8 protein-coding genes are annotated in these 13,159 nt (G+C 64.5%); all 8 read left to right on the forward strand.

Annotated elements, in window-relative coordinates; genetic code table 11:
- The first annotated feature begins 80 nt into the window (after positions 1–80).
- Genes NQ492_RS08455 through NQ492_RS08490 form a run of 8 tightly spaced genes read left to right on the forward strand, consistent with a single transcriptional unit; the run spans position 81 to position 13,103 of the window.
- Positions 81–1,364, forward strand: coding sequence for an alpha amylase family protein (locus NQ492_RS08455; protein WP_231839925.1), 1,284 nt, complete (start codon positions 81–83; stop codon positions 1,362–1,364).
- Between the two features lie 4 nt (positions 1,365–1,368).
- Entirely contained in the window at positions 1,369–2,706 is a 1,338-nt protein-coding gene (locus NQ492_RS08460) for a family 10 glycosylhydrolase (RefSeq protein ID WP_015547679.1), read from the forward strand.
- A 16-nt stretch (positions 2,707–2,722) separates the two neighbouring features.
- Positions 2,723–4,690: a glycoside hydrolase family 97 protein gene (locus NQ492_RS08465; protein ID WP_259872886.1), complete on the forward strand. Its 1,968-nt coding sequence runs from the start codon at positions 2,723–2,725 to the stop codon at positions 4,688–4,690.
- On the forward strand, positions 4,687–6,162 hold the full coding sequence (locus tag NQ492_RS08470) for a calcineurin-like phosphoesterase C-terminal domain-containing protein (RefSeq protein WP_015547678.1): 1,476 nt from the start codon (positions 4,687–4,689) through the stop codon (positions 6,160–6,162). Before NQ492_RS08465 ends, NQ492_RS08470 begins: the two co-directional genes overlap by 4 nt.
- 7 nt (positions 6,163–6,169) lie before the next feature.
- Positions 6,170–8,179, forward strand: coding sequence for a glycoside hydrolase family 97 protein (locus NQ492_RS08475; protein WP_015547677.1), 2,010 nt, complete (start codon positions 6,170–6,172; stop codon positions 8,177–8,179).
- Positions 8,176–9,975 carry an FAD-dependent oxidoreductase gene (locus NQ492_RS08480; protein WP_015547676.1) on the forward strand — a complete coding sequence of 600 codons (1,800 nt, stop codon included), beginning with the start codon at positions 8,176–8,178 and terminating at the stop codon, positions 9,973–9,975. The genes NQ492_RS08475 and NQ492_RS08480 overlap by 4 nt, the downstream gene beginning before the upstream one ends.
- Before the next feature lie 6 nt (positions 9,976–9,981).
- On the forward strand, positions 9,982–12,021 hold the full coding sequence (locus NQ492_RS08485; protein WP_015547675.1) for a calcineurin-like phosphoesterase C-terminal domain-containing protein: 2,040 nt from the start codon (positions 9,982–9,984) through the stop codon (positions 12,019–12,021).
- Positions 12,018–13,103: an SGNH/GDSL hydrolase family protein gene (locus NQ492_RS08490; protein WP_015547674.1), complete on the forward strand. Its 1,086-nt coding sequence runs from the start codon at positions 12,018–12,020 to the stop codon at positions 13,101–13,103. The genes NQ492_RS08485 and NQ492_RS08490 overlap by 4 nt, the downstream gene beginning before the upstream one ends.
- Positions 13,104–13,159 lie beyond the last annotated feature (56 nt).

Genomic DNA, 13,159 nt, shown 5'->3' on the forward strand with positions numbered 1-13,159 from the left:
ACGAAACCGTATCAATCCGCATTCTTCCCGGTCCGGGCCCGTTCTCGGGCCGGAGGAATGCGGTTCTTTTAACACGACCCATGAAAATAAGCACCTTTTTTACAGTCATCCTCTTCGTTGCAGCGACATCGATATCCTGCGGCGGAAACTCCGCCCGGACGCTTCGCGCCGCCGACGGTGGAAAACCCAAAATGCTCTGGTTCGACGCAGAGGCCAATTTCAAGCGCTTCGCTTCGCAGGATTCGATCCGCTACTATTTGGACCGCACCGTCGAGTGCGGATTCAACCACATCGTCGTGGACGTGCGCCCCATTTCGGGCACCGTGCTCTACGAAAGCGATATGCTGGAACCGCTCACCGTCGTCGGTCCGGACACCGTCCGCCGCGATTGGGACTACCTGCAATGCTTCCTCGACGAAGCGCGTAAAAGGGAACTAAAAGTGACCGTCTCGACGATGATTTTCCCTGCGGGATTCACCACGTTCCGCCAGGGAGCGGCCTACTCCGACCCGGAACTGGCGGGCCGAACCTGTGTCGAATACACGCCCGAAGGGAGGAAAGACATCAAGGACGACCCGACGAAAGTCGCAGCGTTCCTCAATCCCGTACTGCCCGAAAATCAGGAGTACGTGCTGCGTTTCGCACACGAACTGCTCACAAAATACAAGTTCGACGGCTATGCCCTCGACTATTGCCGCTTCCCCGATGCTGAGAGCGATTTCTCGCCCGCTTCGCGCGAAGCGTTCGAAACCTACCTCGGACACGGTATCGACCGTTTCCCGGAGGATATATTCACCTACGACGCCAACGGAGCCCGCGTGGCAGGCCCCTACTATAAACAGTGGTGGGAGTTCCGCTCGGGAGTCATCCGCGACTTCATCGCCCGAATACGCGCGACGGTGGATGAGCTGCAACCCGGCGTGAAACTGGAGTATTGGGCCGCCTCGTGGCTGCACGCCATCTACACGCAGGGCCAGAACTGGGCCAGCCCGCGTTCGCGCTTCCACGAAGCCTATCTCGACGATTGGGCCACGCCGACCTACAACCGCACCGGATTCGCCGATCTGCTCGATGTCTTCATCACGGGAACCTACCTCGAAAAGGTATGGGGCATGGACGATCCCGAATCCATCGAGTACGGTCTCGCCCGCTCGCTGAAGGATGTCGACGGCGACTGTGCGGTCTACGGTTCGCTCTACGCCCAGAACCATGTCGATCAGTTCGAAGACGCCGTATACCTGTGTCTTTCGCGCACGGACGGTGTGATGGTCTTCGACATCATTCAGGTCATCGAAAACGATCTATGGGATGACATCAAACGTGGTATCGACCGGGCTGAAAAAGAACAGAAAACTCAAAAATGACAAGATGAAAAAATCCATCCTGATACTTTGTGTCCTGCTGATGGCGGCGATTCCGTCCGCCTGCACGGAATCGCATAAAACCCCTCCGGAACTCGACAAGCCGCAACCCGGGCCGAACCCCGATCCGAAACCGGAACCCTCAGAGGGAAAGGAAAAAATGCTCTGGTTCGATGCCGAGGCCAACTTCCAGCGATTCTCGACACAGGCCGGTATCATCGCCATGCTCGACAAAACACAGGAAGCGGGATTCAACAAGATCGTCGTGGATGTGAAGCCCGTCGAGGGGGACGTACTCTACAAAAGCGAGTTCATGACCCAAGCGACGACTATCGGTTCAGTTAACGTTGCCGACAGAGGTTGGGACTACCTCCAGTTTTTCCTCGACGAGGCACATAAACGGAACCTGAAAGTGACCGTCTCGACCACCGTATTCCCCATGGGCATGCCCAGCACCAGACAGGGACCCGCCTACCGGGGCACGACATGGAAGGGGAAAACCTGCATGCAATACAAGCCCGAGGGCATGGTCGACATCAAGGATGACCCCACGAAGGTCGCAGCGTTCCTCAATCCCGTCCTGCCCGAAGTTCAGGAGTTCGCCCTGCGTTTCATTCGTGAAATAGTCACCAACTACGATTTCGATGCCTACGCGCTCGACTACTGCCGTTTTCCGGACTATCAGAGCGATTTCTCGGAAGCATCCAAAGAGGCGTTCGAAAAGTACATTGGCGGACTCGTCGAGACGTGGCCGGGCGATGTCTTCACCTACAACGCTTCCGGCGAAAGAGTCCCCGGCAAATACTACAAAGAGTGGTGGGAGTTCCGCTCGATGATAATCCACGACTTCGTAGCCCGCGTTCGCAAGGAGATCAAGGCAATCAAACCGGACGTAAAATTGGAATATTGGGCCGCTTCGTGGTGGGGCGCACTCTATGCCAACGGACAGAACTGGGCCAGCAAGGCGTTCCGTCCGCTAACGGATCAGGATGCGTGGTCGTTCAACTCTTGGTGTTCGATCAATTACCACCAGACCGGTTTCGCCGATCAGCTCGACACGTTCCTGCTGGGGACCTACCTGCCCCGCGTGTACGGACCCGACGACGGCGAGTCGATCGAATACGGTATCAACCGTGCCGAGCGCTTCCTGCTCAACGCCTGTACCTATTACGCGACGGTGGATTGCTCGCAGAAGACATTCGACATCGAGGAAGCCTGCTATTACTGCCTCAAACGCACGGCCGGGCTGATGGTCTTCGACATCGTTCATGTCATCAACAACGATATGTGGGTCGCCATCAAGCGGGGCATCGACCGTTACGAAGCGGAGACGGCAACCGAATAAGTAAAACAGTTGCACCATGAAAAAACTCCTTCTTATCGCCGCAGCCGTGCTGGCCGGGGCTTCGGGGCTCCGGGCCCAAGAGTACACGGCGATATCTCCCGACGGAAAAATCACGGTGACGGTATCGACCGCGCCCGAACTGCGCTGGAGCGTCACGCGCGAGGGCGAACGGCTGCTCGACGCAAGCCGCATCGGCATGAAGATCGCCGGGGCCGAGCCGTTCGGCGCGGCGCCCGTCGTGCGGCGGGCCGAACGGCGGCGCATCGACGAGCGCAGCACGGCGCCCGTTCCGACCAAGTTCCGCACGCTGCACGATCGCTGCGAAGAGCTTCTGCTTACGTTCCGCGGCGGCTGGGCCGTCCGCTTCCGGGTCTACGACAACGGCGCGGTCTACCGTTTTGAAACGGCGCGAAAGGGGACCGTCGACATCGAGTCGGAGACCGCCGAGCTGAATTTCGCCGCCGATTTCGAGACCCTCTGGCCCCGCGAGGAGAACCCCGATTTCATCTCCCACTGCGAAGCGTTCTTCGACCGCAAGCACCTCTCGGAGCTCGACGCGAAGCGGTACGCCTACCTGCCCGTGTGGTTCTCCTCGCCGCGCGGCACGCGCATGGTCGTGACGGAAACCGATCTGGAGGACTATCCCTGCCTGTTCCTGTTCGGCGGCGAGGGACACAGCCTCCGCGCGCAGTTCCCGCCCGTGGTGCTCGAAGCCCGGCTCAGGGAGGGTTCGGACCGCAACGAGGAGCTGGTGAAAAAAGCGCCCTACATCGCCCGGACCCGAGGCACGCGCACGTTTCCGTGGCGCGTGGTGACCATCGACCCCGACGACCGCGCGCTGCTGGAGAACAACCTCGCCTACCAGCTCGCGTCGAAACCCGTCGAAGGCGACGCCTCGTGGGTGCGGCCGGGCAAGATTTCGTGGGAGTGGTGGCATTCGCTCAATATCTACGGGGTCGATTTCCGCTCGGGGGTCAACACCGCGACCTACAAGTATTACATCGATTTCGCGGCCAAATACGGCATCGACTACATCCTGCTGGACGAAGGGTGGTCCGTGAGCACGCTCAATATCAAGGAGCCGCGCCGGGAGATCGACCTCGGGGAGCTGATCCGCCACGGCCGCGAAAAGGGCGTCGGCGTGGTGCTCTGGACGCTCTGGAACCCCATGAAGAAGGACCTGGAAGGCATCCTGGACACCTACCGCGACTGGGGCGTGAAGGGCATCAAGATCGACTTCATGCAGCGGTCCGATCAGGAGATGGTCCGATTTTACGATGAGATCGCCCGCGCGGCGTTCGACCGCGGTCTGATCGTGGATTTCCACGGGTCGTTCAAACCCGCGGGGCTCCAGCGCAAATACCCCAACGTCCTCTCGTTCGAAGGAGTTTACGGCATGGAGCACGACAAATGCTCGACCGATATTTCGCCCGTCCACGACTGCACGCTGCCCTTCACGCGCATGGTCGCCGGACCGATGGACTACACGCCCGGCGCCACGCGCAACGCCACCCGGGCCGATTTCGCCATCAGCTGGGACAACCCGATGAGCCAGGGCACGCGCGCCCATCAGGCGGCGCTGTACGTCGTCTTCGAAAGTCCGCTTCAGATGCTCTGCGACTCGCCGTCGCACTACCTGCGCGAAGCGGAGTTCACTGCCTTCATCGCCGCCGTGCCGACCGTGTGGGACGAAACGGTGGGGCTCGCCGCCTCGGTGGGCGAGTACGCCGCCGTGGCGCGCCGCAGCGGTGAGAAGTGGTACATCGGAGCCATCACCGACTGGACGGCCCGCACGCTGGAGGCCCCGCTGAAGTTCCTCGACGGTGGCCGCTACCGCATGAAGGTCTTCGCCGACGGGGTGAATGCCGACCGCATCGCGCGGGATTACCGCACCGAAACCCGTGAAGTCACGCGCGACGACGCGATCGCCCTGCGGATGGCCCCCGGAGGCGGTTGGGCCGCCGTTCTCGAACCCGTGAAATGAAAACCAGCGCGTTCATCCTCTTTGCGGCGCTGCTCGCCGCCTCGTCTCTTTCCGTCACGGGGCGGGCGGCCACGCGCACGATCGATCTGTGCGGCCGCGTGACGGCTTCCGGCAGGGGCGTGACGGGAGTTTGCGTCACGGACGGCCGCACGATCGTGCGCACCGACGCCAAAGGGCGCTACCGCCTGCCGTCGGACACGGAGGCGGAGTTCGTCTACCTGACGCTGCCCGACGGGTACGAAATCCCCCTGCGCGACGGCACGCCCTGCATCTACCGGCGCATCGCTCCCGGCAGACGGCGCTACGATTTCGCGCTGGAGCCCGCGGTGCAGGACATGACGCGCCACCGCCTGCTGGCGGTCGCCGATCCGCAGGTCTACTTCGAGTGCGAGCTGGACAGCGTGCGCCGGGCCGCGGACGACATGCGGCTGACGGCCGCCGACGGAGTGCCGACGCTGGGGGTGGTCTGCGGCGACATCATCGGCGACATCGACCGCAGGCCCCCGCTTTTCGAACCGGTTAGCGAGGCCCTCGCCGCGAGCGGGGTCGCGTTCTTCTACGTCGCGGGCAACCACGACATGGACCTCGGCGTGCGGACGAGCGACCGGGCGAAACGCTCGTTCAAGGAGCACTTCGGCCCGACCTACTACGCTTTCGACCGCGGCCGCGTGCACTACGTGGTGCTCGACGACTGCTTCTACATCGGCCGCAGCTACCTCTATGTGGGGTATCTCGACGAGCGGCAGCTCCGCTGGCTGGAGCAGGACCTCGCCACCGTCCCGGCGGGCCGCACGGTGGTCGTCTGCCTGCACATCCCGACCTGGTCGCGCGCGGCGCGGAGCGGTGAATGGAGCCGCGAGGAGTCGCACAAGGTGCTCAACAACCGCCGGGCGCTCTACCGGATGCTCGAACCCTACAACGCCCATATCCTCTCCGCGCACGAACATTACAACGAAAACTACACCCCCGAGCCGCACCTCTTCGAGCACGTCCACGCTCCGCTGAGCACCCTTTTCTGGCAGGCCCCGTGGAGCATGGACGGCATTCCGGCCGGGTACGGGGTCTACGAGTTCGACGGCGACGGCCTCACGTGGTACTACAAGGCCGCGGACCACCCCCGCAGCCGGCAGTTCACGGCCTACGGCGTCGGCGAGGACCGCCGCCGCCCCGACGCCGTGACGGTCAACGTCTGGAACTGGGACCCCGCCTGGCAGGTCGTCTGGTACGAGAACGGCGAGCCGCGCGGACCGATGACCCGTTACACGGGGTACGACGCGTCGATCTACGACTACGTGGCGCGTTACAGCGAGCATTTCAAGCACAAAAACATCGGCGCGGACCGCACCGAACACCTCTTCCACGCCCTGCCCGCGTCGCCCGATGCGCATATCCGCGTCGAAGTCCGCGACCGATTCGGCCGGCTCTCGGTCTGGGAGAGCGGCACGGGCTATTCGACACCGAAAAAACCATGACAGCACGATGAAAAAACCTCTTTCGATCCTCTTCGCGGCGCTCGCCGCACTCCTCTGCACCGCCTGCGGCAGCTCAGGCCGCGTCTGCTCGCCCGACGGCACGCTTTGTCTCGAGGTGGCCGAACGCGGCGGCCGCATCGGCTACTCCGTGACGCGCCGCAGCGCGCCCCTTTTGGATTTCTCGACGCTGGGATTCGAACTGCTCGATGCCCCGGCGCTGCGCGAAGGGCTCGAAATCACGGGCACGTCGCGCGACAGCCGTGACGAGACGTGGGAGACCGTCTGGGGCGAACAGCGCACCGTGCGCAGCCATTACAACGAACTGAGGGTCAGCGTGCGCGAAAGCGACGCACCCCGCCGCCGCTTCGACGTGGTGTTCCGCCTGTTCGACGACGGCTATGGCTTCCGCTTCGAATTTCCCGAACAGCCCCATCTGGGCGAGTTCGCGATCACGGACGAGCTGACCGAATACCGCTTTCCGTCCGACCACAACGCCTGGTGGATGCCCGCGCGCGAACCCTACTACGAGAGCCTCGCCCGCCACACCCCCATCTCGCGGATGGACACGGTCAACACGCCGCTCACGCTGGAATGCGCCGGCGGAGGGTATCTCGCCCTGCACGAGGCCGATCTGACGGACTACGCCAAAATGAGCCTCTACCCCGACGGAACCACCCTGCGCTGCCACCTCACCCCGTGGTCCACGGGGGTGAAGGTCTACGCACGGACGCCTTTCCGCACGCCGTGGCGCACGATGATCGTCGCCGACACGCCGGGCGGTCTGGTAACTTCGCGGCTCATGCTCAACCTCAACGAGCCGTGCCGCATCGAGGACACCTCGTGGATCCGCCCCGCCAAATATGTCGGCATCTGGTGGTCGATGCATCTCTTTCAGGAGACCTGGGCGCAGGGACCCCGCCACGGCGCCACGACCGAAAACGCGAAACGTTACATCGACTTCGCCGCGGAACACGGCATCGAGGGCGTGCTGGTCGAGGGGTGGAACGTCGGCTGGGACGGCGAGTGGACCAAAAACACGGACCGGATCCGCTTCACGGAGCCCTATCCGGACTTCGACATCGAAGCCGTTGCCGGCTACGCCGCCCAAAAGGGCGTGGAACTGATCGGCCACCACGAAACGGGGGCCGATACGAAGAATTACGAGGCCCAGCTGGAGGAGGCTTTCGCGTTCTATAAAAATCACGGCGTCGATTACGTCAAAACGGGCTACGTCAATGTGCTGATGGACGGAAAGGAGCTGCACGACAGCCAGTACGGCGTGCGGCACTACCGCCGCGTGATCGAGACGGCAGCCCGCTGCGGCATGATGATCGACAACCACGAACCGGTCATGCCCACGGGGATAGAACGCACGTGGCCCAACCTGATGACGCAGGAGGGCGTCCGCGGTCAGGAGTACAACGCCTGGTCGCCCGACGGCGGAAATCCGCCCGAGCACACCACCGTGGTGCCGTTCCTGCGCGGACTGGCCGGGCCGATGGACTACACGTTCGGGACGTTCCGTTTCGACAACCCCGTCTCGCCCTTCGCGCGGGTGCAGTCGACCATCGCGCGCGAGCTGGCGCACTACGTGGTGATTTACAGCCCGCTCCAGATGGCCTCGGACCTGCCCGAAAACTACCGCGGACACAAGGCCTTCGACTTCATCCGCGACGTACCCACCGACTGGGAGCGGACGCTCGTGCCCGCGGCCGTGATCGGCGACTATGCCGTATTCGTGCGGCAGGACCGCAGCTCGGAGGACTGGTACCTCGGCGCCGTCACCGACGAGGAGCCCCGCACGGTCGGCGTGCCCCTCACGTTCCTCGCGCCCGGGGTGACCTACACGGCGCAGATTTACGCCGACGGCGAGGGCGCCGACTGGAAAACCAATCCCTATGCCGTTGACTACGAAGAGCGTCCCGTAACGGCCGCCGATACGCTGACCGTGAGCATGGCTTCGGGCGGCGGATGCGCCGTTAGGTTCGCCGCACCTGAAAAAACACCGATCCGATGAAAAAAATCCTGATTCCGGCCCTGCTGTGTCTGACGTTCGCCGCGGGCTGCACCTGTGAAAACACCATCCGCCGCCGGGCCGACGTGCTCGTCATCGGCGGCACGACCTCCGGCACGACGGCCGCCATCGCCGCGGCGCGGCAGGGCGTGCAGACGCTCGTCGTCGAGGAGACTCCCATGCTGGGAGGCATGCTCACGGCCCAGGGCGTATGCGCCACGGACGGCAATTTCGACCTGCCGTCGGGTCTGTGGAACGAGTTCCGCGACCACCTGCGGAAGCGTTACGGCGGTATCGGCGCGCTGTGGACGGGCTGGGTGAGCACCACCCTGTTCGAACCGCACGTGGCCGACAGCATCTTTCACGCGATGGCCGCGGCCGAGCCGACGCTCGAGGTGGTGCACGGCTACCGCCTGACGGGTATCCTGCGCCGCGGAAAACGGGTCACGGGCGCCGAGTTCACCGACGCGCGCGGCGGCCGCCTGCTGGTGCAGGCCCGCATCACCGTCGACGCCACCGATCTGGGCGACGCGCTGCCGTTGAGCGGCACCTCATACCGTCTTGGCATGGACGCCCGCGCCGACACGGGCGAAGAGCTGGCTCCGGCCGAGGCCAACGACGTGGTGCAGGACCTCACGGTGGTGGCCATCCTCAAGGACTACGGGCCCGGCGCGGACCGAACCATCGAGCGGCCTGCGGGCTACGACCCCGCGGAGTTCGCCGGGTGTTACGACCTCTCGTCGGAAGGGGTGCGCAGCGCCGACCGGATGCTCGAATACGGCCGTATGCCGGGAGGCAAATACATGATCAACTGGCCCAAGGAGGGCAACGACATCAACCTCGACGTGGTGGAACTTCCCCATGCCGAGCGCACAGCGGCCCTCGAAGCGGCGCGGCAGAAGACCCTGCGCTTCGTCTACCACATCCAGCACGAGCTGGGATACCGCCGCCTCGGCATCGCTGACGACGAATTCGACACGCCGGACGGGCTGGCCTACCTGCCCTACCACCGCGAGGGGCGGCGCATGGACGGCGTGGTGCGCATGACGCTCGACGACGTGACCGATCGTTACGCGAGGCCGCTCTACCGCACGGGCATCTCCGTCGGCGACTACCCCGTCGACCACCACCGCAACTGCCGGACCGATCTGCCGAAGATCCTCTTCCCGCCCGTGCCGTCGTTCAGCGTGCCGCTGGGGGCGCTGATTCCCGACCGGACCGAGAACTTCATCGTCTCGGACAAAGCCATTTCCGTCTCGAACCTCGTCAACGGCTCGACGCGCCTGCAACCGGTCGTGATGCTTACCGGACAGGCCGCGGGAACCCTCGCGGCGCTGGCCGCCGAACGCCGCTGCCCGCCGCGGGAGGTTCCCGTGCGCGAGGTGCAGGAGGCCCTGCTGGCCCAGAAAGCCTACATCGCGCCGCTCTACGACGTAAAGCCCGACGATCCCGACTTCGCGACCCTGCAGCGCATCGCCGCGACGGGCATCCTGCGCATGACGGGCGAGCCGTTCCACTGGGCGAACCGTTCGTGGTTCTACCCCGAGCGGACGATCCCGGTCGGGGAATTCACCCGCGGACTGCACGACTTCGCCCCTCGAATCCCCGTCCGGACCGACACGACCGCCCTCACCGCCGCACGCGCCGCGAAGCTCATCGCCGAGGCGGGCGGCAAAGCCCCGCGGATCCGCCCCGCGGATGCGGATAGGCCCCTCACGCGCCGGAAACTGGCGTTGCTTCTCGAGGAGTGTCTCGATCCCTTCGCCCGCCCGGTCGATCTTCACGGAGAATACCGCTAACTGCTTATGAAACGACTGATTCTGACCCTTCTGTCGACCGCCGCGGCGGTCACGCTCGCTGCTCAGCCCGACTCGCTCGACTACCGCGGCGACTACTACTTCTCGAAACGCAGTCAGCAGGAGTCTCTCCCCGTGCGGCCGCACCACACGGTGATGCTCGGCAACAGCCTCACCGAGCGGGGCGCCTGGGCCGAATACTTCCCCGAAGCGCACGTGATTAACCGCGGCATAGGCGGGGACTGCGTTGCCGGCATGGCCGCGCGGCTGGACAGCATCGTGGCGGGACGGCCGCGGGCGATATTCCTCATGGCGGGCGTCAACGACCTGATATTCTCGACCATCGCGCCCGAGGCGCTGCTCCGGCAGTATGAACGTCTGCTGGACCGCATCGCCGCCGAATCGCCTGCGACGCAGGTCTTTATCCAAAGTCCGCTGCCCCTCGACGAGGCGCGCAACGAACCATATTTCACGGGTAAGAACGCCCGCATCGAGGCTTTCGACCGCCTGCTGCGGCGGATGGCCGCCCGGCGCGGACTGAAATTCATCGACATCCGCAGCCGCATGCTCCGCGACGGAAAACTCCCCGCGGAGTATACCGTGGACGGCATCCACCTCACACCGGCGGGCTACGCCGTCTGGGTCGAGGCACTGCGCCCTTACGTCACGTCGGCCGGGGCGCGTATCGGCACGGTGACCTGCGCGGGCCGAGGTCTGGCGGGGGTTGTGGTGAGCGACGGCGACAACTGCGCCGCCACCGACTCGGCGGGCCGCTTCGTGCTTCCGGCGAACGACCGGGCGCGCTTCGTCTTCGTCTCGACCCCCGCGGGCTATGCGTCGCCCTCGGAGGAGGGGGTCGTGCGCCATTACCTTCCGGCGAAGTCCGACGGCAGTTCCCACGACTTCCGTCTCCGGCGCAAACCATCCGGCGAAACCCGCCACGGCTTCGTCGTCGTCGCCGATCCGCAGCTCTTCGCCCGCAAGGAGTTCCGCCTGCTGGAGCGTGCGGCGGAGGACATCCGCCAAACCGCTGCCGCCGCCGAGCGCTCCGGACGCCCGATGCACGGCATCTGCGCGGGCGACATCACCTCGGGCGACCACACGTTCTACACCTCCTACAACGAGGTTATGTCGGCGACGGGAATCGAGTTCCGCAACGCGATGGGCAACCACGACATGAAGCTCTGGGGCCGCTCGCACGAAACGTCGGCCGCGGCGTTCGAAGCAATGTACGGCCCCGCGTACTACTCCTACAACGTGGGTGAGGTACACTACGCGGTGCTGAACGACAACTACTACATCGGCCGCGACTGGTACTACATCGGCTATCTCGAGGAGCGGCAGCTGGCGTGGCTCGAACGGGACCTGTCGTTCGTTCCCGCGGGAACGACGGTGGTCGTGGCGCTCCATATCCCGACCGCGTTCGCCGGAAAGGACGAAAAACCCTTCGACTATGCGCAGGCCGAGCGGTCGCTCTGCAACCACCGGGCCCTGCACCGGCTGCTGGAGCCCTATGACGCGCACATCGTCTCGGGTCACATGCACACGACGACGAACTGCCCCGTCCGCGCGGGGCTCTACGAACACAACGTCGCGGCCCTGAGCGGGGCGTGGTGGCAGGGCGCGATCTGCACCGATGGCACGCCGGCCGGCTACGCCGTCTTCGAGGTCGACGGCGGCGAGGTGTCGTGGTACTACAAATCCGTCGGGCATCCGCGCTCCTTCCAGCTGAAAATCTACGATTCCAAGGACGACGAAGCCTTCGCCGGACGCATCGTGGCCAACGTCTGGAACTGCGACCCCGCCTGGACGGTCGAAATGCGCGCCGACGGCGGCCGCCCCGTGTGGATGGAACGCACCACGGCGGTCGATCCCCAGGCCCGGAGGCTCTACGCCGATGCGTCGAAACTCGACCACAAATGGATCACGGTCACACAGTCGGATCACTACTACGCGGCGCCGCTGCCCGCCGGAACGCGGCGCGTCGAGGTCACGGCCCGCGACCGCTTCGGAAACACGTACCGCGCTGAAAAAAGAATAAACCGATGAAAAAACTGATTTTCGCCCTGCTGCTCTTCGCCTGCGGGGCCGCTTCGGGCCGCGGCAGCGGCCCGGTGTTCACCCCCGCCGACTCGCCCGAAATCCGCTTCACGGGCCGCGCCGCAAAGGGCCCCGGGGGAGCGTTGTCGTTCGACTGGAGCGGCAGCCACTTCACGTTCCGATTCGAGGGCACGCGCTGCGCCATGCGGGCCGCGGACACGGGCCGCAACTACTACAACGTATTCGTCGACGGCCGGCACACCGGCGTCGCCGCCACCTCCGGGGCCGATTCGACCGTCGTGCTGGCCGAGGGGCTCGAACGCGGGCCGCATACCATACTGGTACAGAAACGCACCGAGGGCGAACAGGGCCGCACGACGCTCCGCGGCGTCGAAACCGACGGGGCACTGCTTCCGCTTCCCGCACCCCGCACACGCCACATCGAATTCATCGGCGACTCGCACACCTGCGGCTACGGCACCGAGGGCAAATCGGTCGAGGAGCCCTTTACGCCCGAGACCGAGAACTGCGATCTGGCGTGGGGATGCGTCATCGCCCGCTATTTCGACGCCGAATACACCCTCATCGCCCACTCGGGACAGGGCATCGTCCGCAACTGGGGCGACGAAAAGGAGGTCTCCGACTGCACCATGCGCGAACGCATGCTGTGCACCTTCGACATGGACCCGGCGTCGCGCTGGGATTTCCGCGGCTGCACGCCCGACATCGTCGTCATCAAGCTCGGCTCGAACGACTTCAGCACCGACGTGACCCCTTCGGAGCAGGCCTTCAACGCCTCCTACGCGCAGGCGCTGGATCAGCTGCGCGCGGCCTACGGCGAGGTTCCCGTGCTGTGCGTGGCCCCGAGCGACAACACAGTGATCTTGCGCTATCTGGAGAATTTCCTCCGCGAGCGGCAGGACGCGCATCTCCACCTCACGGCCATGCTTCCCGGCATCACCGACTGGGACCGCGACATGGGCGCCAACTACCACCCCAACCACCGGGGACACCGCAAGATGGCCATGGCCGTCATTCCCTACATCGCCACGATCACGGGGTGGGAAATGCCCGACCGGAATGTCGAATAATTAGCCGCAAATAATTATCTTTGGTGTCGTAACGGCACTTTTATCGGTCGGAGGGT

Origin of the sequence: Alistipes shahii WAL 8301 (assembly GCF_025145845.1) — a bacterium.
Lineage (GTDB): Bacteria > Bacteroidota > Bacteroidia > Bacteroidales > Rikenellaceae > Alistipes > Alistipes shahii.

What these genes read in the sequence shown, in the direction of transcription:
- NQ492_RS08455 (WP_231839925.1), top strand. Translation starts at nt 81, where the DNA reads ATGAAAATAAGCACCTTTTTTACAGTCATCCTCTTCGTTGCAGCGACA.
- NQ492_RS08460 (WP_015547679.1), top strand. Translation starts at nt 1,369, where the DNA reads ATGAAAAAATCCATCCTGATACTTTGTGTCCTGCTGATGGCGGCGATT.
- NQ492_RS08465 (WP_259872886.1), top strand. Translation starts at nt 2,723, where the DNA reads ATGAAAAAACTCCTTCTTATCGCCGCAGCCGTGCTGGCCGGGGCTTCG.
- NQ492_RS08470 (WP_015547678.1), top strand. Translation starts at nt 4,687, where the DNA reads ATGAAAACCAGCGCGTTCATCCTCTTTGCGGCGCTGCTCGCCGCCTCG.
- NQ492_RS08475 (WP_015547677.1), top strand. Translation starts at nt 6,170, where the DNA reads ATGAAAAAACCTCTTTCGATCCTCTTCGCGGCGCTCGCCGCACTCCTC.
- NQ492_RS08480 (WP_015547676.1), top strand. Translation starts at nt 8,176, where the DNA reads ATGAAAAAAATCCTGATTCCGGCCCTGCTGTGTCTGACGTTCGCCGCG.
- NQ492_RS08485 (WP_015547675.1), top strand. Translation starts at nt 9,982, where the DNA reads ATGAAACGACTGATTCTGACCCTTCTGTCGACCGCCGCGGCGGTCACG.
- NQ492_RS08490 (WP_015547674.1), top strand. Translation starts at nt 12,018, where the DNA reads ATGAAAAAACTGATTTTCGCCCTGCTGCTCTTCGCCTGCGGGGCCGCT.